Genomic DNA, 20,739 nt, shown 5'->3' on the forward strand with positions numbered 1-20,739 from the left:
GCGAGAACCGCTGCCGCCAGCGACCACTGACGGAAGCATCGGGCACCCCGATCGACGGCAGTACGTGCACGGCACCCGCTGCAGCTGCCATGGCCGCGACGATCGCCGTGGCCATGTGCTCCGACTCGCGCCAGGTGTTCCGCAGACGCCACGGCTCAGGTCTTGTCCGTACGGCAGGGTCAGGCTTCCCCCAAGGACCCGAAGCTCCAGGGCTCCGAAAGATCTCCGCCCGCGGTGAGACCGTAGCGCGTAAGGCGCGTCCACTGTGCATCCGCTTGACTGCGCAGCTCTGCCCAGTGAGCCAGGGCGCCGCCATAACCCGAGTCGACTGCGACTTTGAGCAAGCGCTCGGCGTCGCCCGAAAGTCCCTCCTCGGCACACATACGCGCAAGGTCCGCAAGCACCTCCACGTGCCCTGCGCTAGCCGCAGCACGGGCGTGGTCTTCCGCCGCCGCGTGGTCACCGGCCTGCTGCTTCAGGCGAGCCAACTCCCCCAGCGCCTCCGTCCGCCCCAGATTGGCCGCGCGCCGATAGAGCCGCTCCGCCTCCGGCTTCCTACCGTCCGACTCCCACAAACGAGCCAACAGCAGCAACACCTGGCCATCTCCGGTACACGCTAGACGTTCGGCTCCTTCACTGTCACCGCTCCTTTCTCTACGCAGCACGAATTCATTGAGGACCTGCCTGTCACCTGCGGCGGCCGCTTGGAGGACCAGCACTTCGGCCCCGGACATATCGCCTCTCTTCTCACGTATGCGGGCCAACAGGACCAGTGCACCCGAATTTCCCGCATGATATGCGGTCTGTGCGAGTCGTTCAGCGCCTTGGCGGTCACTGGTCTGCTCTCGCCTGTACGCCAACTCCAGCAGCGCGAAGGTGCTGCCCCCGTCCGCAGCTCTGCATGCCATGCGTTCGGCTTCCTCGCCGGCTCCCTCCTGTTCCTTCAGCAGGGCGAGGTGGGCCAGCGCAGCGGTACTACCCTGCTCAGCCGCGGTACGATACAGCCGAAGCGCGGCCTGCTTGTCCCCGGCCTTCGCTCGCAGCCGGGCTAACTCGGTCAGGGCAAACGTACTGCCCTGTCGCACAGCGGAAAGCAGAGCATCTTCCGCCCCTTCGTTGTCCCCCCATCTCCGTTTCAGACGAGCAACCTCGGTGCGGGCAAAAATGCTGCCCATATCGGCAGCCAGGCTGAAGACACGTACCGCGCCCTTTCTGTCCCCGGATTGCCGTCGCATATTGGCCAGTCTGATAGCGGGACGCAATTTGCCGCGACAAGCCGCTGCCAGGACCAGGCGCTCCGCAGCCTCGCCGTCGCCGGCCTGCTCTCGCATCCCCACCAGATCCGACAGTGCGTAGGTGCTGCCCGTCCTGCCCAGGGCCAGAAAGGCGAGCGACTCGGCGCCGCCGCTGTCTCCCGCCTCTTCCCTGGACCGGGCCAGACCCGCATACGACCTGATGTTTCCTCTCGCAGCGGCGTTCCTCGTCAGCCGCTGTGCCCCCTCTTCGTCACCGAACTCTTGACGAAGCCGAGCCAGACGGGTCAGTGCGGAACTGTCGCCTTGGTTGGCGGCCACGTGGGCCAACTCCTCGGCTTTGCCTGGTTCGCCCGCGAGCTGACGCAGCCGTACCAGCTCCCAGTACGCCCGTTGATCAGCCCTCCATGCAGCCTCGTAAAATTCTTTCGCCTTGGCGACGTCACCAACACCTTCGGCGAGACAACCCAATTCTCTCCGAATTCCCGTATTTCCGGCCGCCAACGCCTTTCCGTACAAGGACGCGGCGACTCGAAGTCGCCCCCTTCGCTGCGCCGCACGCGCCAACGCGACGCTGTCATCAGCGCCGAGGCAGTGGTGGATTGCCGCCTCCCAGAAGGAGGCTGGCGGACACATAAGTCGTCGCTCCATACGACCATGTTGCTCCAGGTAATCCGCAAGTCGGTACGTCCCTCCGAACCGTGCGTCGCTACCAAAAGGGACCGGCGTCAGCGGGCCAGGCACTCCGTGGCACGGCGCGGCACAGTACGCCAGGGCTTCCTCCAGCCAGTTGTCTCCTCGCAGGCCGAGCTCTTGGTCCTGGAGATAGCCCTTGGCGGCTACAACCAGAAGCGAATGAGGGAGCAGGGGGCCATGCCCAAGCCGACGAGAGTCCATGGCAGCGTGGATCAGCGCCTTCTCAGGAGGAGACGCGCATTGATAGCGCCTCATGAGTTCCGGAACACCGGCAAGGAACTGTGTGACCTCCCCGTCGATCGCTCCTTCCAGGGCACTAGCGAGCCGCGGATCACCGTGGGCCTTTCGGCGTGCCTCGCGCAAGTCACTGTCAGTGAACGCCTTGGGTACTACGATGCACTGGCCGAGTTCGGTGAGGAGCTTGCGCTGTTGGTCGAAGCGATCTTCGGCTCCTGTGGCCGAGGGAGTAGTCAAGGGGTCCCAAAAACGCGGCCAGATGGTGGCGAGGATCAACACCGGTTTGCGGTGCCGATCGGTGAGCACAGAGCGCAGCGCCGCAGTGATGCCCTCAGCGGTCCTGGCGTCCGGGGCAAGAAGATAGTGCTGTGCCTCATTCAGCCAGATCACCGTCCGCGGTCCAACGTCTCTGAGATGGTGTAGAGCGGCGTCCGGGCGCGTCGGATCGAATGGATGCCAAACCCTCCATTCGCCGGGAAGCCGACGCAAAGCCTCCCAACAGGCACGCGTCTTACCCGTCGAGGATTCGCCAACCAACGTGACCATGAGGCTCTCGCCTCCAACCGCCCGATCTACAAGCGTACCTAGCGTCATGTCGTGATCCCTCAAGACATAGGCGGGCAGCATGGAGAGCTCCTCGCCCGACACACTGATCGCGCGATGCACCTCCAGCGCAAAGGGGTCGAGTTCCCTGACAGGGCTGCCCAATGGCTGAGCAAGGTGGGCGGCCACCCACATTCGCCGTACACGGGTTTCTACTTCGCCCGGGTCCCTACCCGCTTTTCTGGCCAACAGCAGGGCGACTGAGACGACGTCGTCTTGTCCTGTCGGAAGTTCCTTGGAGGCGATGATCCGATGGACAATGGTCCTCGAAGGACTACCGGGAAGACTATCGTCGATCCCGATTTCAGCCGCCATTCGGTGTGTCTGCGGCGCCCCGGCCTCGACGTACAACTGGTAGACATAGCCCTTCAAGTCCCGCAGCGGGGCTGGGGTAACGCCCAGGGGTTGCGAAATTCGTCGCTGGCTCCCTTGCCGCGAATCACTCTTGTGACTGGTCATCGAAGCATCCTTGCTTATGGGATCGCGTGCTGTCCAAAACTTCGCAGACTCGCAACGGTGTGCGGCATTGCGCCGAACAGCCGGAGGCATGTCCGCGTAGGAGGGGCATCCGATTCAGTCTTTTCAGGACAGCAACGCTTTGAAGCTCTCATCGGCTGCCGCTCCGACAATGGCTGAAACGAGGCTACCCAGGATGATCCCCACCAGGGTCAGCCACTCACGACGACTCAGGGGGCGTCGAGGCATGACAGGTCTCCCGTCTCGGTACGGTCGGCCGAGGGTGCCCGACCAGAACCCCACTCTCTCCCACCTGAACGCGCTGTGGACGAGTTGAGACGAGAAGGCAACGGCCGTCCGCAGATGCGACGGACGAAGCAGCGATCCTGACGTGGCTGGCCTCAGTTACCAGCATGCGGTGAAGCGGGACTGTTTACCGGCGGAAGCGGGCGCCAGCGCCACGTGCAGTGTGCCGAAGCCGGGCCCACGACGTCCTCAAAGGGACGGGCAACGCCCGGCAGCAGCAAGGTGAGCAAGCCTCGTCACCGGCGCCAGCACGGCGAGTCTGGCATTGCGGTGAACGTGATGCCCGCCTTCCCGGGCAAGCAGGGTGCGGAGCTTCCGGGCCTCGCGCCTTGCCGCAGCCCCGTCACTTCCGATGGCGCGGCGGTTCACGCCTCGCGCACCCTCCGCTCGCCCGACGCGCTCATCTGCCGCCGCCCCTCGGCATCGATGTACTGGGCCAGCCTGCGCTGGTGCTCGGCCTTGGGGGCCGGTCCGCAGCCTGATCGCCGCGTCCCGCATCTGACACCACCACCAGTGGGAGGACCTGTGCCCCTCACCACATGGAGAAGCTCACGCCACGCACGAATAACAGTGCCCACGTCCACCAAGAGCCCTCGCACCTGGCGCAGCAGCAGGCGTATCACGAACAGCCCTACGACCGTGCCCCACCCCATGACGCTCCACCCCATCGGGTTGCCTCCTCGCCTTTAGGCACCAGGCTCCCTGCCATCAGGGATCAGGTCTTTACCAGGGGCGGGTAAATCTCTAGATCCCTCGTCACGGCTCTGTGCCGCGTTCACCAGTCCGATTACCAGGCTGCCCGTCATGGAGATCGAAGGCTGCATCCCAAAAGAGGCTTTTTGTGATCTACCAAACCAGGCGCAGCGGATCAGCATCCGTGCGCAGTCGTAATGAGTTGCCGCAGTCGGACTACGTGTCGACGGCTCCCGGACGAAGAGAAGGCACCGTAGACACGACACTCCGTCCTCTCGCGACGCCGTGCCCAAAGCGTGCCCTTCAGAGCGGACAACCACGGTCAGCAGGGGTGCGATGCCGCCCCTCCGAGACGCGGGCAGAAGCATGAAAGCGCAGGTCAGCAGCCATAGGGGTGCACAGGCGCCGTCGCTTCCCAAGCTGAGAGCGCGAGTTCGATTCTCGTCACCCGCTCTTCTTGAAGCCCCAGGTCAGCGGCCTGGGGCTTGTTTTATGGGAGCGCTGTTGCTGCGTTTGCGAGTACTTCGGTGACCCGAGATCGGGGACGCAGAGGGCACGCGCGTCTTGACGGGGCGCGCTTGTCACGTCGCAGCGTGGCGCTGACCTGCGTTTTCGCATAGTTGAGCCGGAAGCGAGCTCGCAGCCTCGCGTCCTGGGTGATGGCGAACACCGGCCCGCACGCCTTCGCCGTGGGCAGTGCACAATGCCCTTGTGGTGGCGGGCACTTGACCGCCAGAGTCCCCGCGTCAGAGCGGGAGGTCGTCGGGGAGTACCCGAAACGCCTTGTAGCGGCCCAATGGGCGTACGGCCCGGAAGTCTCGCCGGTCGAGGGTGAGGATCGCGTCCGTGTCGTAGTCGGCGGCGAGCGCCACGTTCACCGCGTCGGCGAGGTCGAGGTCCAGCGCGCGGTAGCGGACGCGCACGGACTGGGCCGCGCCCAGGTGTTGCTCCGTGATCTCCGGCAGGACGACACGGCCCCGGCTCATCCAGCGCCGCAGGTCGTCGACCGCGCTGACGGCAGCCTCCCCGCCCAGCTCACGCGTCGCCACGTGATCCAGTTCGGCCAGCAGGAGCGGGGACATGACCAGCAGGCCGGCCGCCATGATGGCCTCGTTCGCCGCCTGGTGTTCCGGATGAGCCGAGTCCAGGGCCGCCAGAAGGCCGGACGTATCGGCGATGACGATGATCACGCGGCGGATCCGGAGTCCGAGCCGGTCTCACGCCGGGCGGCCTCGGCGACCGTGTCGCGGACCTCCGCCTTGGACAGCGTGCGCCCCGGCCCCTCGAACGTGCGGGAGAACAGCGGCTCGTCCCAGACCCGGTTCGCCATGGCCGCGAGGTGGATGCCCTGGCGGATGATCTCGGCCTCGCTTATACCTCGGCGCTTGGCGGCCTCCTTGATGATCGCCAGGTCCTCGGGGTCCGCGTAGACGTTCGTGCGCTTCATGGACATGTACTAAGGGTAGTCCATGTACCAGACCGATGTATGCGCCCATTTTCCCGTTGCCGAGGGTCGGCCGAGCGCACCTCTTAGGCCGAGCACATGAGCCGTTCAGCCCCCCCCCCCCCCCCCCCCCCCTCCCCGCCGGGGGGGCCCCGGGGGGTTGCCGCGCCCGGCCGGCTCCCTAACGTTGATCGCGGGGGACGGGGCGGCCCGGGGTCACCCGGCACCCCAGCGCCCTCCCTTTCCTGCCCCGACCAAGGAGCTGAAGCAGCATGGCGTCGCCCTCCCCTCTTCTTCCCCGCCACGACGGCTCGGCCCTGGTGGTCGGCGGGCCCACGACCGTCCTCGACCTCGGAGGGTTGCGCATCGTCTCCGACCCGACGTTCGACGACCCGGGTCCGTACGGCTACCTGACCAAGACCGAGGGGCCGGCTCTCACCGAGGACCGGCTCGCCGACGTCGACCTGGTCCTGGTCAGTCACGACAACCACGCCGACAACCTCGACGACCGGGGCCGCGCCTTCGCGCTGGCCGCCCCGCTGCTGCTCACCACCACCAGCGGCGCCGGCCGGCTCGGCGCTCCCGCGCAGGGCCTGGCCGCCTGGGACACCCACACGCTCACCCGCCCGGACGGCGGCGAGCTGACTGTCACCGCCGTGCCCGCCGTCCACGGCCCCGAGGACGGCGAGCGCGGCCCGGACGGCGAGGTCAACTGCCAGGTCGTCGGCTTCGTCCTCACCGGAGACGGGCTGCCCACCGTGTACGTCAGCGGCGACAACGCCTCCCTTCGCACCGTCACCGAGATCGGCCGCCGCGTCCCGCGGATCGACGCGGCCGTTCTCCACGCCGGCGCCGCCCGCGTTCCGGGCAAGTTCCGCGAACGCCCGGTCAGCCTCGACAGCGTCCGTGCCGCCGCGGCCGCCGCGATCCTCGGCGCCCCCGTCAACATCCCCGCCCACTACAGCGGTTGGACCCACTTCACCGAAGGCCGCGCGGACATCGAGCGCGCCTTCGACGACGCGGGCCTGACCGGCGTCCTGCGCATCGCCGAACACGGCACCTGGCTCCCCCTGAAGCCCTGACCGGCCGTCACACTCACCCGAAGGTCCACCATGCCCTTCGGGCGCATCGGCATGATCCGCGGCCGCAGCCCGGAGAACATCCGGGCTGCGGCCGACGCCGTCCGGCAGTAGCTCATCGATGTCTGAAGATTCCCGAGCGGGACCGGTTCCAGATCGTCACCCAGCACGACCCCGCCGAGATCATCGCCCTGGACGCCGGTCTGGGCTTCCAGTGCTCCCCCGGTGCGGTCGTCGTCCACATCTTCACCCAGCTGGGCCGCAGCACCGAGGACGAGCAGGGCGTGCGCCGCCCGCTCGCCGGACAACTCGCCGCAGCCGGCGCCGACGGCAAGGACCTGTCCGTCAGCTGCTTCGGGAACGGCTCCGAGGACTGATCCCTCGCCGACGGCCGCGCGCAGCACGTCGCGGGCGGCGACCTTCCCGCCCCCGGGCGCTGCACCCCTGCCGCACCAGCGCTCTCCCCCGGCCCCGCCCTCCGCCCGCCATTCCATCCGGCGTCCCAGGAAGGGCACGTCCTCGCAGGTGACAGGCCGTTCCCGCATCCCAGCGTCCCGCGCTTTCCGAAGGAGTGGCGGATGGGACGCCGGCCGGCACAGGCTTGGGTCGTCGCAGCACGGCGGCTCGCCGGACACGGTGCCCCGCCCCGCTCGGCCCCCCTCTCATGACCGTGCTTCGGTGCGCCCGCCCGCGCCCCGGACAGCACGGTCGGGACCGCACGGACCGACACGGTTCACCAGTGAGAAGTCGTCTTCCTGGTACTCAGAGAAAGCAGCCCGTCATGCGTATCGCCACTCGTCTCCTCTCCCGTCCGGCCGCCTCCTCCGCGGTCGTCGCCGCCGCCCTCGCGCTCGTCGGCGTCCAGGCCGCCGGGCAGGCCGCCTCCGCCGCGCCGAGGCAGGCGCCCTCGGCCGTCACCTGCACCGCGGCGAACACGAAGCTGACCGTCACCGAGGTGTCGCGTCCGATCAACCACCTGCTGCTCAAGGCCACCAACACCGGGACCAAGCCCTGCTACGCGTACAGCGCCCCCTTCCTGCGGGCCGGCGCCGACGCCCAGGCCCCGCTGCCGTGGGCTCGGGAGACCACGCCGCAGGCCGTGGTGACGCTCAAGCCCGGTCAGTCCGCCTACGCGGGGATCCTGACGTCCTCCCCCGACGGCGAGGGCGGTGGCAAGGAGAAGACTCTGGGCGTGTACTTCACCGACAGGAAGGGCGGCGCCACCGGCAAGGAGAAGACCCTGACGCTGCCTCACGGCGGCGTCTTCTTCAACAGCGCCGCCGCCGTCACGTACTGGCAGGACAACGCGGCGGACGCCCTCTACTGGTGACCCGCGCCGGCGCCCCACGCCACACCCGCCGTCCGGCCGCACCGGACCTGCCTTCACCGGGGCACAGTGCGGCCGGCGGCGTCGTCCCGCACCGGCCCGTCCCATACGGATGACGTGGAGGCTCACCTCCGTACCGAAAGGCCGATGCCGCGTAGACGGCCAGGCCGGGTCCGTGCTGACCGGCGACATGACCCGCGAGCCTGGACAGATCCGCCACCAGACCGGATCCGCACGCGGACACGCGGCGATCGCCGTTGGCCGCCCCGGCGTCGTCTCCTGGAACGAGGACGGCGCCCTGCTCGCCCTCCTCGTCCTCACCGTCCCCGACGGGGCCGCGGGCCGCCTCACCGAGATCACCGCTGTGGCCCAGCCGGCGGAACTCGCGCTCACGGACCTGCCGGCCCCGGAGTGACCGCCTGCCGGCGAAGGCCGCGCGTACGCGAAACGGTCCGGGGACGGCCTTGGCCGCGCATCGGGACCGGAGCACTTTTTGCTGATCCCTCCGGGGCCCGGCGAGAGTTCGGCCGGGCGGCGGAGGGCGCCTCACAGGGGCTCTCACCTGGTGAGACCTGGAAGACGGGCTCGCCGGATGTGCCAGCGCGTGTGCCGGGCGGGCCGGATCTGTGCCGATGGCCACAGCGGGGCGGGCCTGCGAAGGCGCATACTGAGTCATGACAAAGCCTGCTGCGCCGAAGCGTCATCTGCCCACCAGCCCCTTCAAGGCCCCGGTCACACCGGTCCCCAAGCACTTCGCCGTGGGCGACCAGGTCACGCACGACATGTACGGCCTCGGTCGCGTCGTCGGTGTCGAGGACGGGATCGCGGCGCTCGTGGATTTCGGCTCGGAGCAAGTGCGGGTCCTCAGCCCGTACGCCAAGATGACCAAGCTGTAGGGCCACCAGGGCCGACAGGACCGCTGTGCCCGGTGATGGCACCCCAGGCCCCGTTCAGGGGCCTGTCACGGAAAAGAGTTCTCTCATCGATCTGACGTCGCTGTTCTCCGCGCCGGAAGGGCAACCCCGCCGTTCCGCGGCGGCATCGCCGCCTCCGGCCACGCAACCCTTCCAGGCACCTGACTTCGGGGAGGACGAGACCGCGCTGCTCGAAGACGTGCAGGAGCCCGTCACGGACGTACGTACGGCGCGGCGCAAGGGTGCCCGGTCCCGCGGATAGGACCGTTCCGCGGATGAGGCCGCCCTGCTCCGCCGATCATGAGGCTGCCCCGTTCCGCTGCTGACGACGGTGAGGCCGGCGGCCCGCCCTGCGCCGCCGCCTGCCGCCTTCCTCCGGCCGCCTGCCGTCTCCGGGAGTGCGGTGAGGCGGCCCGTCGGCCCGGGTCGCCGCGGACTGAGGCCTCGGCCCGTGCGCCGGGCCGCCGCCGCGGGCTCCCGTCTCGTCTCCTCCGGTGTGCCCGCCCGTGCCTCCCGCACCCGCCTCCGCCCCGCCCGGGGCCTACGACGCCAGCCGCTCCGGTGCGAGAGCGCCGGGGCGTGCCGGGGCGGTGGCCGGTTCCGGGCGGCTGATCTCCGCCCAGACCGCGTCGAGGGAGAGCCCCAGGACGTCGGCGATCGCCGCGATGGTGGGGAAGGCGGGGGTGGCCACGCGGCCCGTCTCGATCTTCCGGAGGGTCTCCGGTGAGACGCACGCGGCGAGCGCGACGTCGAGCATCGAGCGCTCCCCTCTGGCCCGGCGCAGGAGGGCACCGAGGCGCTGTCCGCGTTCGACCTCTTCGGGAGTGAGCGGCAACCTGACCATGGCTCCGATTCTAGTACCGGTACAGTATTGACGGTATAGTTATTGGTCGCATGAGAAGGGCGTCGCATGATCGAGATCCTGAACCCCACGCTGCTGGCCCGGGCAAGGGACACGGGCGCCCTGGTCGGCGGCATCCTCCAGGAGCTGAGGAACCGCAGTACGGTCGGCACGAACCTTCTGGACATCGACCGCTGGGCCAAGGACCTGATCGTCGAGGCGGGGGCCACGTCCTGCTACGTCGACTACGCGCCGTCCTTCGGACGCGGCCCGTTCGGCCACTACATCTGCACGGCCGTCAACGACGCCGTGCTCCACGGACGGCCGCACGACTACACGCTCGCCGACGGCGATCTGCTGACGCTCGACCTCGCCGTCCTGCTGGGCGGGGTCGCCGCGGACGCCGCCATCAGCTTCATCGTGGGCGAGTCGCGGCCCCCGGAGAGCGTCGCGCTGATCGGTGCGACCGAACGCGCGCTGGCCGCGGGGATCGCCGCCGCCCGGCCCGGTGCGCGCATCGGCGACATCGCCCACGCCATCGGCACGGTCCTCGGTGAAGCGGGGTACGCGGTCAACACCGAGTTCGGGGGCCATGGCATCGGTTCGACGATGCACCAGGACCCGCACGTCCCGAACACCGGCCGCCCCGGCCGTGGCTACAAGCTGCGCCCCGGGCTGCTGCTGGCGCTGGAGCCGTGGGTCATGGCGGACACCGCCCGCCTCGTCACGGACGCCGACGGGTGGACGCTGCGCAGTGCGACGGGCTGCCGGACGGCCCACACCGAGCACACCATCGCCATCACCGACGACGGCGCTGAGATCCTCACCCTGCCGAACCAGCCGCGGCCGTAAGGGCGCAATCCCGCCGAACCTTCGCGGCGGGCGGAGGGTGAAGCGGAAGTCCCTGCCGGCCGGCGCCTCCCCGTCCGTCAGCGCCCGCCCGAGGGTTCGCTCCTGGTGGCCGGCGCGGAGAAGTCCACCGACTACGGCGCACTCGACTGGGGGTACTGCCTCTTCACCCCCGCCGCGGACCGGACCGTCACCCGCGCGCGCCTCGCGGACATCGAGGACCGGGAGGCCGAGCCGGCCGGCATCTCGCTGGGCCACGGCATCCTCAACCGCTCGGATCCCCGGGTCCGGACCACTCGGATCCCCGGGTCCGGTGACGAGTCCGCTCCGGCTCCGTGCTCGTGCCCTTCGGGGACGTGGACGGACGTGGACGGGGACCGGTGCGCCGATGTGCCCGTACGGGGGGGGCGACCAGCGGCGGGCGCACCGGCGGGGTGCGGGAAGACCGTCAGCGCCTCCTCGCCGTACACGGCGACCGGCCCGTCTCACCACGCCCTGTAGCCGCCGTGCACCCGGATCGCCTCGACGCCGCTGACGTAGCGGCCCCCGCAGCGGTCCTGCGGAAGGACCAGCTGGGTTCCGGTGCTGCCGAGCGGGGTGCCGTCGAGGGCGACCGCGAGCAGGACGGGGGCGCGGCCGAAGTCGGGGTCGATCTCCGCCCAGGACAGCAGCGTGTGGTGTCCGTCGGTGCCGCGCACGGCGATCAGGAAGCGCAGCCGGTCCTTGCGGCGGGCCGGGTCGAAGGCGGGACCCGCGTCCGTGAGGACGTCGTGCAGCAGCGGTCCGGTGAAGCGGTGGTGCCGGACGCCGCTGGTGGCGCATTCGAAGGTGACCTGTGCCGCGTGCTGCGGCCAGGCGAGAAGGTCGGACACGGTCAGCCGGGCCGGGCGCTCCAGGTCGCCGTCGAGGACGAGTTCCGCCTGCGGGCCCGCGGCCGGGCCGGTGGCTGCGAGGGCCTGGCTCACGGTCCACCACCTCCACCGGGACCGTACCCGCACAGCACCTCCGTACAAACGCACATACCAGCCTTACGGATCCGTGATCCGGCTGATGCGATGTGACTAGTGACGTATGGCTTGCATCTGCGGAAGTATCATCGGCGTTGCGCACCCACCGGGGACGGGCCGCCGGAGCATCCCAGCTTCCCCGGGTACATCGAACGGCGTGGCCGTCGGCAGACCGGTGGCCGGGAGACCGCCGGTCGAGCGGCCGGTGGCCGCGAGGCCGTGGACGCGTCCGTTCAGGACCTTGAGGGAGTAGCCCCGTGATGACCCGTTCCGCGCGCCGGACCCGCCGGACGCTTCAGGTGACCGGTGCGGGCGCCGCCGCGCTGCTGGCCCTGAGCGCCTGTTCGTCCTCCGGCTCGGACTCCTCCGGCTCCGGCTCCTCGGGGAAGCCGGACGCCCCGGGCAAGGTGTCCGGTGACGTGACCGTCTTCGCCGCGGCCTCGCTGAAGGAGTCGTTCACGACGCTGGGCAGGCAGTTCGAGAAGGAGCACCCCGGCACGAAGGTGACCTTCAGCTTCGGCGGCAGCGACTCCCTCGCGGCCGGCATCACCAGCGGCGCCCCGGCCGACGTGTTCGCCTCCGCCAGCCCCAGGACGATGAAGGTCGTCACGGACCACGGCGACGCGGCCGGCACGCCCGTCACCTTCGTGCGCAACCAGCTGGAGATCGCCACCCTGCCGGGCAACCCGGACAAGGTCGCCTCCCTGAAGGACCTCACCAAGTCCGGCCTGAAGGTCGTCCTGTGCGCGAAGACGGTGCCGTGCGGCGCCGCCGCGCAGAAGGCGCTGGACGCCAGCGGTCTCAGCCTCACTCCCGTCTCCTACGAACAGGACGTCAAGTCCGCCCTGAACAAGGTGGTCCTGAAGGAGGCCGACGCCGCGGTCGTCTACGAGACCGATGTGAAGGCCGCCGGTGGCAAGGTGGACGGCGTGGAGTTCCCCGAATCGGCCAAGGCCGTCAACGACTACCCGATCACCCTGCTCAAGGGCTCGAAGAACACCGGCGCCGCCCAGGCGTTCATCGAACTGGTGCGGTCCGCCGAAGGGCGGCAGGTCCTCACCCGGGCCGGGTTCCTCGAACCGTGACCGCGCACGACGAGCCCGGCGCCGCGGCCCGCCCCCGCACGGGTGGGCCGCGGCGCCGCCGTGTCCGCGGCGGCGCGCCCCTGCCGCTCCTGCTGCCCGCCGTGGCCGGCCTGGCCTTCCTGGTCCTTCCGCTGCTCGCCCTGCTGCTCCGGGCTCCCTGGCGGGGCATGCCCGGCCTGCTCACCAGCACCGAGGTATGGCAGGCGCTCCAGCTGTCCCTGGTGTGCGCCACCGCGGCGACCGCGGTCAGCCTGGTGGTCGGGGTGCCGCTGGCCTGGCTGCTGGCCCGGGTCGAGTTCCCGGGGCGCGCTCTCGTGCGCGCCCTGGTGACGCTGCCGCTGGTCCTGCCGCCGGTGGTGGGCGGCGTGGCCCTGCTCATGGCACTGGGGCGCAACGGCGTCGTCGGGCAGTGGCTGGACTCCTGGTTCGGGATCACGCTGCCGTTCACCACCCCGGGCGTGATCCTGGCCGAGGCGTTCGTGGCGACGCCGTTCCTCGTCATCAGCGTCGAGGGCACGCTGCGGGCCGCCGACCCGCGCTACGAGGAGGCCGCCCAGACCCTGGGCGCCTCCCGCTTCACCGCGTTCCGCCGGGTCACCCTGCCGCTGATCGCCCCGGGCATCGCCGCCGGTGCCGTACTGGCCTGGGCCCGTGCGCTCGGCGAGTTCGGCGCGACGATCACCTTCGCCGGGAACTTCCCCGGCCGCACCCAGACCATGCCGCTGGCCGTCTACCTCGCCCTCCAGAACGACCCGGAGTCGGCCATCGCCCTCAGCCTGGTCCTGCTGGCCGTGTCGGTCGCCGTACTGGCGGGGCTGCGGGACCGCTGGATGACCGCCTCATGACCGGCACCGCGCGCCCCGCCGCCACCGGGGAAGGCCTCGACGCCCGCCTGGTGGTCGACCGCGGCGCCTTCCGCCTGGACGTGGCGCTGACCGCCGAACCCGGCGAGGTGGTCGCGCTCCTCGGCCCCAACGGCGCCGGCAAGACCACCGCCCTGCGCGCACTCGCCGGACTCGTCCCCCTCTCCGAGGGCCATCTGCGGCTGGACGGGGCCGAGTTGGACCGTACGCCGCCCGAGTCCCGCCCGATCGGAGTCGTCTTCCAGGACTACCTGCTCTTCCCGCACCTGTCCGCCCTGGACAACGTCGCGTTCGGGCCGCGCTGCCACGGCGCCGGCAAGGCGGAGGCCCGCGCCCAGGCCGGTGCCCTGCTGGAGCGCATGGGCCTGGCCGCGCACGCGTCCGCCAAGCCCCGCCGGCTGTCCGGCGGGCAGGCACAGCGCGTCGCCCTCGCCCGCGCCCTGGCCACCCGGCCGCGGCTGCTGCTCCTGGACGAGCCGCTCGCCGCCCTGGACGCGCGCACCCGCCTCGACGTCCGCGCCCAGCTCCGCCACCACCTGGCCGGCTTCGAGGCGGTCGCCGTACTCGTCACGCACGACCCGCTGGACGCGATGGTCCTGGCCGACCGGCTCGTCGTCGTCGAGGAGGGCCGCATCGTGCAGGAGGGCACGCCCGCCGACATCGCCCGCCATCCGCGGACCGACTACATCGCCCGGCTGGTCGGTCTCAACCTCTACCAGGGGCGGGCCGAGGGCCACACGGTGCACGTCCGGGGCGGCGTCGGCATCACGACCGCCGAGGACCTCACCGGCCCGGCCTTCGTGGCCTTCCCGCCCAGCGCGGTCACCCTGCACCGGGACCGCCCCACCGGCTCCAGCGCCCGCAACCTCTGGCGCTGCGAGGTGGCCGGCCTGGAGACCCACGGCGACCTGGTCCGCGCCGACCTCACCGGCGAACTCCCCCTGACCGCCGACCTGACCACGATCGCCGCCGCCGAACTCGGACTCCACCCCGGGGCCACGGCATGGGCGACGGTCAAGGCCGCCCAGACGCACGCGTACCTGGCCTGAGAACGCGGACGGGACGGTGGCTCCCCTCCTTCCGGCCGTGGACCGCAAGGAGGGGAGCCGGCTCAGGAGAAGAGGTCGTAGGTGCGGGGCTGCATGAAGAACACGACGACCCGGGCACGAGCGGCGAAGGGGCTGCCCGCCCTGCCCGACGACCGGTACACGTAGGCGTCCTGGCCGTTGCCGGCCCTGGTCGCGTACAGGTCGGGGCGGCCGTCGAAGTCGGCGTCGCCGATGCCGAGGAGCCGGGCGTACGTGTTCCAGCCGCCGCCGATCCGGGTGCGCGGTGCCAGCGTGCCGTCGCCCCGGCCGAGGTAGAGCCAGAGCACACCGGCACGGTCGCGGGCGACGAGGTCTCCGGCGGATCCGCCGGCGATGTCGCCCACGGCCGTGACCTGTGTGTACGCCCCCCAGCCGCCGGTGCCGACGCGCACCCGCCGCGCGAACGGGGCCGCGGACTTCCCGGTGCCCTTGTAGAGCCACAGGGCGCCCGAGGCGTCCACGGCGACGAGGTCGGACCGGCCGTCACCGTTCAGGTCGCTGCCGCCGGTGAGCCGTGTGTAGGCGTTCCAGCCGCCGCCGACCTCGACGCGCCGGGCGAAGGGGGCCTTGGCGTCGCCCGTGCCCGGGTAGAGCCAGAGCACGCCCGAACGGTCACGGGCCACCAGGTCGCTGACCCGTGCGCCGCCGAGGTCGCCGGCCGCCTCGATCCGGTCGTAGACGTTCCAGCCGCGGCCGACGAGCGTCTCGGAGTTCTGCTGGTAGTCGCCGTACTCCCGCACGTCGTAGGTGTCCATGATCCACAGTCGGCCGGAGGTGTCCCGGGCGAGGACGTCCGGGGACCCGTCGGCGTCGTAGTCGTGCAGACCGGGCTTGCGGGCGACCGTGAACGGGCCCGAGGCCACCAGGTGCGGGCCGATGCCGTTGAGGGGCTCGGCGTCGATCCGCCAGGTGTACGGGCCGGCCCCGGCTCCCGTGAACGCGTCGGGCGCGCCGTGCCACTGCACGTCGCCGTCCCAGTCGAAGGTGACGCGGTGCGGGTCCGTGGAACCCGTCGCGCGCGGGTAGACGGTGTCCCGCTTCGTCTCGCCGGTGCGTGTGTTGCGCAGGGTGACGGTCACCGCCACGTCGTTGCGGGACAGCCGCCACTGCAGCCTGGCCCGGCCGGCGGACCTGTCGAGATCGACCACCGCGGGGACGGAGTGGCCGAGCAGCGTCACCTTCGTCGGCTCCCCGCTGCCTGCCGCCCTGGTGACGACCGGCGCCTTGTCCGCGCCGGGCACGATCCGGTACAGGCCCTCGCCCGAGGCCACGGTGCCGCCGCTCGCGTACAGCGTGCCGTCGGGACCCGCCGCCGTCTGCTCCACGTGGTCGAGCAGGCGGCGGGAGGCGTTGGTGGTGAGGCTGCGCGCGGTCAGGGCGTACAGGGCGTTCGGCTCGGACGCCTCCATGGCGCCGCCCATCCCGTACGTCACCCAGCCGCCCACCAGCCCGACCACGACCTTTCCGCCGGTCCGGCCCAGCGCGAGGCGCATGTCCTTGCCGGTGCCGCGGGGGGCGGTGACCACCTGGCTCTTTCCGCCGCTGTCGGTCTCCGACCAGGCGACGTGGGTGGGAGAGACGGCTACGGACGCCGGGGAGGACGCCATGTCATGACGCTGGACGACGGCGCCGGCGGCCACGTCGACCACGGCCCACTGCCAGGTGTGCGACGTCTCGTAGACGAGGACGGCGTGGTCGCGGGTGGCCGCCGCGACGTACGGCCCCTTCGCGTCCTGCGGCAGACCGGTCACCGCCCGCCTGGTCACCTCGTGATCCTTCATGGCGACCAGGTGGACGTCCTGGCCACCGGCGGAGTTGGGGGTCCTGACGAAGACCGTGGTGCCGACACCGCCGACGCACACGCTCTGCGGGCCCAGCTCACTGGGACCGAGGGACATGACGGTGCTCTTCGCCGCCATGTCGCGGACCTCGACGAAGCCGTCGACCCTGTTGACCAGGACGATGTCGGACGCCTGGGAGCCGATGGGCACCGACTGGCTGTCGGTCAGGTCGGTGGTCGCACCGTCGGCGAAGGACGTCCAGGTGCGGACCAGGTTCTCGTTCCACGTCAGGAAGCCGGTGCTGCCGACGCTCACCAGCCGGGTCCGGCCCGCCGGGTACGGCACCGCCGCCCGAAGGGCCGGTGCCCCCGCCGCCCCGGGCGCGGACACGGCAAGGGGCACGGTCGGGGGCACCGCCGTCCGTGGCGCGGACACGTGCGTCGCGGGTGCGGTCGCGGGCACCGCCATGGCCTGGGCGCCGGCCAGTCCTGTCGCAAGGACCGAGCCGGTCGCCGCGGTGAGCCACAGCCGGCGGGTACGAGAACGCTGCAAAGTCGGGTCCCTCCCCTGAAGAGGACCGCTGCGGCGAGAGGCACGCGCGGTCGGCCGCGCCCAGGCGGCCGGATGGAACCCCCCAACCGGAGCCGCGCCTCGCGCGTGATCGACGGAGCGTACCAGCGGCCCGCGGCCACGTCATGTGCCGGTCCGCCGGGGCGCGTTGGACCGCTGCCGGGCACATCCCGGGCCGGGCCGGCGGCCACCGCCCGGGGCCGGCCGGGCCGGAGCCCGGGACGCGCTCACGGTGGACCGCCCCCGGGACCGGCCGGGCCGGCGGACGGCCGGGGAACCGGTCCCGCCCGGGGCGCGGCCACCGTGCGGTCAGGCGGTCGCGACCGTCTCGCTCGGACGGGACTGCTCCCGCACGATGCGGCGGCGCCGGGACGGGATCTTGAACGTCGGATTCGCGACGCCCCAGGCCGCGCCCTTGCAGACGACCTCCTTGTAGAGCGCGGCGAACCGGCCCGTCAGGGCCGCCCGGACCGCGCGGTCGTCGGCGGTGACGTACTGGATCAGGCCGTCCCTGCGGCCCAGCGAGACGCACTGGTTGAAGTAGCGCAGCGGGACGGTCGGGATCTTCGCGCCGGTCAGACGGGCCGCGAGGGCGTCGGCGGCCTGCCAGGCGGTCGGGATGCCCGAGGCGCACGACATGCGCAGCGGCTTGCCGCCGGGGCCCGCCGCCATGGCCGCGTCGCCGATGGCGTACACGTCGGGGTGCGAGAGCGAGCGCATGGTGCGGTCGACCACGATCCGGCCCGTGCCGGTGACCTCCAGCGTGGTGGCCCGCGCGATCGGGTGCACCGCGAAACCGGTGGTCCACACGGTGACGTCCGCCGCGATGTGCGTGCCGTCGGCGGTGGTGACGCGGTCGGCCCCGACACCGGTGACGGCGGTGTGCTCGTGCACGGTCACGCCGAGCCGCCCGAGGACCTTCCGCAGGTGCGCGCGGCCCTTGGGCGAGAGCCGTTCGCCGAGGTCACCGCGGACGGCGAGGGCGACATCGAGGTCCGGGCGGGACTCGGCGATCTCGGTGGAGGCCTCGAGGCCGGTGAGGCCGCCACCCACCACGAGCACGTGCGCTCCGGCGTCCAGGCGGGCCAGGCGCTCGCGCAGCCGGAGCGCCCCGGAACGGCTCGCGATCTCGTGGGCGTGCTCGGCGGCACCGGGGACGCCCTGGGTGTCCCAGCCGCTGCCGAGGGCGTAGACGAGGGTGTCGTACTCCAGCTCCTCGGTGCCGCCGGAGCGGTCCGTGCCGTCGGTGCGGTCCGTGCCGCCGGTGCCGGTGGTGCGGTCCGTGCGGCGCGTGCCGTCGGCGGTGCGGACGGTGACGGTCCTGCGGTCGGCGTCGACGCCGGTGACCCGGGCGTGCTTGAGGAGGACGCCGGTCCCCGCGAACATCTCGCTGAAGAGGCGGGGCGCGAGGTGTCCGCCGGCCGCGAGCTGGTGCAGGCGGACGCGCTCGACGAAGTCGGGTTCGGCGTTGACGAGGGTGATGGTGGCGTCTTCGCGGTGCAGCCGCCTGGCGAGGCGTCCGGCGGCGACGGCTCCGGTGTATCCGGCTCCGAGGACGATGATGCGGTGCTGCATCTCCTGGCTCCTGTCTTGAGCGGGTTCGCCCCTTGAACCGGACGGCCCGCCGTTTCCTGACAGAACCCGGGTGTGAAGCACCTCACACCCGGGTTGCCGTACCCCGCCGCCTCGCCCGCCTCGCCTCAGAAGGCGTGGAACAGCGGCTCTCCGTGGTCCTCGGACGCCCACCGCCGGCTCGCGCGGACGAGCTTGTCGGGGTTGGCCTGGGCGCGGAACGCGGCGATGCCCTCGTCCGTGACCTCCAGGCACAGGATGCCGACGACGCGGCCGTCGAGGACCGCCACGACGGCGGGTCCGCCGTTGGCGGTCGCCGCGTAGATCCCGGGCGAGCCGCCGACCAGGGCGCGCCTGCTCCTGCCGGGCTTGAACAGCCCGCGCATGAACGTCGCGACCGCGAGGGCGCCTTCGAACGCCTTGGTGCGGGCGGGGACCTTCCCGCCGCCGTCGCCGACCGCGACGGCGTCCTGCGTGAGCAGCCGCACCAGCGGCTCGGTCCGGCCGCTGGTGGCGGCGGCGAGGAACTCCTCGACCACCCGCCGGGCGGCGGCCTCGTCGACCTCCCTACGGGCCCTGCCGTCCGCGACGTGTTTCCTGGCGCGGTGGTGGAGCTGCTGGCCCGCGGCCTCGGTGATGCCGAGGATCCGGGCGATCTCCCGGTGCGGATAGCCGAAGGCCTCCCGCAGGACGTACACCGCCCGCTCGGCCGGGGTGAGCCGCTCCAGCACGGCGAGGACCGCGTACGAGACGGACTCGCGCTGTTCGGCGGTGTCGGCCGGGCCGAGCATCGGGTCCCCGGCGAGCAGCGGCTCGGGGAGCCACTGGCCGACGTAGGTCTCCCGCCGGGCGCGGGCCGAGGCGAGCTGGTTCAGGCACAGGTTGGTGAGGACCTTCGTCAACCAGGCCTCGGGCACCTCGACCTGAGTGACGTCGGCCGCCTGCCAGCGCAGGAACGTGTCCTGCACGGCGTCCTCGGCCTCGCTCGCGGAGCCGAGGAGGCGGTAGGCGATGGCTTCCAGGCGCGGCCTGGAAGCCTCGAACCGTTCCACGTCCTTCATGGTCAGGGCCATGGCCCGGATCCTAGGCCCTGCCGCCCCCGTTCCACCCCGGCAGGCGGGCCCGTCCCCGCCCGCCTGCCCCGCACGCCTGCCCCGCACGCCTGTCCGGCTGCCCGCACGCGCGCCTTGCGCCTGCGCGCGGGGGAGAATTTCTGTGATGCAGCGGGGAAAATTCATGCGGCCCCGCGGGAATATTCCCTGACCTGGGCCGGTACGGAAATTGTTCGCCCCGCAGCTCCGATCCCGGCGTGCTAGGGTCGACGTCAGTTGCAGTTGTGGTTGCCTGGGATTTTTTCCGTCGGGGTGATCATCGCGGCGACCGGAGTCCGCACAGGGCGGCCTCCGTGCACCGTCCCGAAGGAGAAGAAAATGGCTACCGGCACCGTGAAGTGGTTCAACTCGGAAAAGGGCTTCGGCTTCATCGAGCAGGACGGCGGCGGCCCCGACGTCTTCGCCCACTACTCGAACATCGCCACCCAGGGCTTCCGTGAGCTGCTGGCTCCAGCTCGCCGCTTTTCAGGGCCCCGGCCAGGCCGGAATTGCCGACCGAACAGGACTCTCCGGCTCGTTCTCGCGATTCTCTGCGCTGTTCGATCACTGCGGGAATTCCTTGATACGCGTCGCATCAAGGAAGGATCCGCATGAATCGTGACCGTGCCCGCACCCCCCGCGCCCACGGCCGCTCCGGCGACTTCGCCGCCGGCCGCTCCACCGCTCCGCGCGGCCCGCGCCGCTCCCCGTCGAGCGAGCGCAAGCAGGCCGCCGCTCCTCAGGGGGAGTTCGCGTTGCCGAAGACGGTGACGCCCGCGTTGCCGGCGGTGGAGTCGTTCGCCGATCTCGCCCTGCCCGCGCCGTTGCTGGCCACCCTGGATCGGGAAGGCGTCCGCACCCCCTTCCCGATCCAGGCGGCGACCTTGCCCAACTCCCTGGCCGGACGCGACGTCCTGGGCCGCGGCCGCACCGGCTCCGGCAAAACCCTCGCCTTCGGCCTGGCCGTCCTGGCCCGCACCACCG

General features: G+C 71.3%; 19 protein-coding genes and 1 pseudogene. 12 read left to right on the forward strand and 8 right to left on the reverse strand.

Translation table 11 applies throughout. The features are described from left to right. Positions 1-179: 179 nt before the first annotated feature. From IG64_RS39975 to IG64_RS01200, 3 genes are all read right to left on the reverse strand, one after another. Positions 180-3,248: a tetratricopeptide repeat protein gene (locus IG64_RS39975; RefSeq protein WP_158771436.1), complete on the reverse strand. Its 3,069-nt coding sequence runs from the start codon at positions 3,246-3,248 to the stop codon at positions 180-182. Positions 3,249-4,990: 1,742 nt separating this feature from the next. Then, positions 4,991-5,434: a PIN domain-containing protein gene (locus IG64_RS01195; RefSeq protein WP_037850852.1), complete on the reverse strand. Its 444-nt coding sequence runs from the start codon at positions 5,432-5,434 to the stop codon at positions 4,991-4,993. Further along, positions 5,431-5,697 (reverse strand): CopG family transcriptional regulator, encoded by a 267-nt coding sequence (locus IG64_RS01200; RefSeq protein WP_037850854.1) that lies wholly within the window; start codon positions 5,695-5,697, stop codon positions 5,431-5,433. Before IG64_RS01200 ends, IG64_RS01195 begins: the two co-directional genes overlap by 4 nt. A gap of 263 nt (positions 5,698-5,960) precedes the next feature. Here IG64_RS01200 and IG64_RS01205 point away from each other — a divergent pair, with 263 nt between their 5' ends. From IG64_RS01205 to IG64_RS01220, 5 genes are all read left to right on the forward strand, one after another. Further along, complete coding sequence (locus IG64_RS01205; RefSeq protein ID WP_037850858.1) at positions 5,961-6,770, forward strand: MBL fold metallo-hydrolase; 810 nt, start codon at positions 5,961-5,963, stop codon at positions 6,768-6,770. After that, complete coding sequence (locus IG64_RS41845; RefSeq protein ID WP_234438340.1) at positions 6,656-7,144, forward strand: tautomerase family protein; 489 nt, start codon at positions 6,656-6,658, stop codon at positions 7,142-7,144. Before IG64_RS01205 ends, IG64_RS41845 begins: the two co-directional genes overlap by 115 nt. Before the next feature lie 404 nt (positions 7,145-7,548). Beyond that, positions 7,549-8,097 carry a DUF4232 domain-containing protein gene (locus IG64_RS01210; protein ID WP_037850861.1) on the forward strand — a complete coding sequence of 183 codons (549 nt, stop codon included), beginning with the start codon at positions 7,549-7,551 and terminating at the stop codon, positions 8,095-8,097. 172 nt (positions 8,098-8,269) lie between these two features. After that, complete coding sequence (locus tag IG64_RS01215) at positions 8,270-8,509, forward strand: hypothetical protein (protein ID WP_037850863.1); 240 nt, start codon at positions 8,270-8,272, stop codon at positions 8,507-8,509. Positions 8,510-8,768: 259 nt separating this feature from the next. Continuing rightward, on the forward strand, positions 8,769-8,990 hold the full coding sequence (locus IG64_RS01220) for a hypothetical protein (protein ID WP_037850865.1): 222 nt from the start codon (positions 8,769-8,771) through the stop codon (positions 8,988-8,990). Positions 8,991-9,549: 559 nt separating this feature from the next. Here the strand turns inward: IG64_RS01220 and IG64_RS01225 are convergent. Then, the gene (locus IG64_RS01225) at positions 9,550-9,852 is read right to left on the reverse strand and encodes a helix-turn-helix domain-containing protein (protein WP_037850869.1); all 303 of its coding nucleotides are present in this window, start codon (positions 9,850-9,852) and stop codon (positions 9,550-9,552) included. Between the two features lie 66 nt (positions 9,853-9,918). Here IG64_RS01225 and map point away from each other — a divergent pair, with 66 nt between their 5' ends. Then, positions 9,919-10,701: a type I methionyl aminopeptidase gene (gene map / locus IG64_RS01230; protein WP_037850872.1), complete on the forward strand. Its 783-nt coding sequence runs from the start codon at positions 9,919-9,921 to the stop codon at positions 10,699-10,701. Positions 10,702-10,806: 105 nt separating this feature from the next. Next, positions 10,807-11,199 carry a hypothetical protein gene (locus tag IG64_RS41850; protein ID WP_037850883.1) on the forward strand — a complete coding sequence of 131 codons (393 nt, stop codon included), beginning with the start codon at positions 10,807-10,809 and terminating at the stop codon, positions 11,197-11,199. Here the strand turns inward: IG64_RS41850 and IG64_RS01240 are convergent. Beyond that, positions 11,184-11,663, reverse strand: coding sequence for a molybdopterin-dependent oxidoreductase (locus tag IG64_RS01240; protein ID WP_037850885.1), 480 nt, complete (start codon positions 11,661-11,663; stop codon positions 11,184-11,186). The two genes, IG64_RS41850 and IG64_RS01240, sit on opposite strands and share 16 nt — an antisense overlap. Before the next feature lie 302 nt (positions 11,664-11,965). On the opposite strand from IG64_RS01240, the gene modA reads away from it, so the two are divergent. From modA to IG64_RS01255, 3 genes are read left to right on the forward strand one after another with little or no spacing between them, the layout of a single operon-like run. After that, complete coding sequence (gene modA, locus IG64_RS01245; RefSeq protein ID WP_037850892.1) at positions 11,966-12,790, forward strand: molybdate ABC transporter substrate-binding protein; 825 nt, start codon at positions 11,966-11,968, stop codon at positions 12,788-12,790. Further along, the gene (gene modB / locus IG64_RS01250) at positions 12,787-13,635 is read left to right on the forward strand and encodes a molybdate ABC transporter permease subunit (RefSeq protein ID WP_037850895.1); all 849 of its coding nucleotides are present in this window, start codon (positions 12,787-12,789) and stop codon (positions 13,633-13,635) included. Before modA ends, modB begins: the two co-directional genes overlap by 4 nt. Then, the gene (locus IG64_RS01255) at positions 13,632-14,702 is read left to right on the forward strand and encodes an ABC transporter ATP-binding protein (protein WP_051812216.1); all 1,071 of its coding nucleotides are present in this window, start codon (positions 13,632-13,634) and stop codon (positions 14,700-14,702) included. Before modB ends, IG64_RS01255 begins: the two co-directional genes overlap by 4 nt. 62 nt (positions 14,703-14,764) lie before the next feature. Here the strand turns inward: IG64_RS01255 and IG64_RS01260 are convergent, their stop codons facing one another. The 3 genes from IG64_RS01260 to sigJ form a co-directional block, all read right to left on the reverse strand. Beyond that, a complete protein-coding gene (locus IG64_RS01260; protein WP_158771438.1) occupies positions 14,765-17,074 on the reverse strand; it encodes an FG-GAP repeat domain-containing protein in 2,310 nt (769 codons plus the stop codon). A gap of 327 nt (positions 17,075-17,401) precedes the next feature. Continuing rightward, on the reverse strand, positions 17,402-18,667 hold the full coding sequence (locus IG64_RS01265; protein ID WP_037850897.1) for an NAD(P)/FAD-dependent oxidoreductase: 1,266 nt from the start codon (positions 18,665-18,667) through the stop codon (positions 17,402-17,404). Positions 18,668-18,792: 125 nt separating this feature from the next. After that, on the reverse strand, positions 18,793-19,737 hold the full coding sequence (sigJ, locus tag IG64_RS01270) for an RNA polymerase sigma factor SigJ (protein WP_037850899.1): 945 nt from the start codon (positions 19,735-19,737) through the stop codon (positions 18,793-18,795). 357 nt (positions 19,738-20,094) lie between these two features. Between sigJ and IG64_RS38135 the strand changes: the two are divergent. Both IG64_RS38135 and IG64_RS01280 read left to right on the forward strand, forming a co-directional pair. Then, positions 20,095-20,220 (forward strand): annotated as a pseudogene (locus IG64_RS38135) (cold-shock protein); the annotation flags it as partial. Between the two features lie 146 nt (positions 20,221-20,366). After that, positions 20,367-20,739, forward strand: a 373-nt coding sequence (locus IG64_RS01280; RefSeq protein ID WP_037850901.1) for a DEAD/DEAH box helicase, incomplete at its 3' end; no start/stop codon positions are given.

Origin of the sequence: Streptomyces sp. NRRL S-340 (assembly GCF_000720185.1) — a bacterium.
GTDB lineage: Bacteria > Actinomycetota > Actinomycetes > Streptomycetales > Streptomycetaceae > Streptomyces.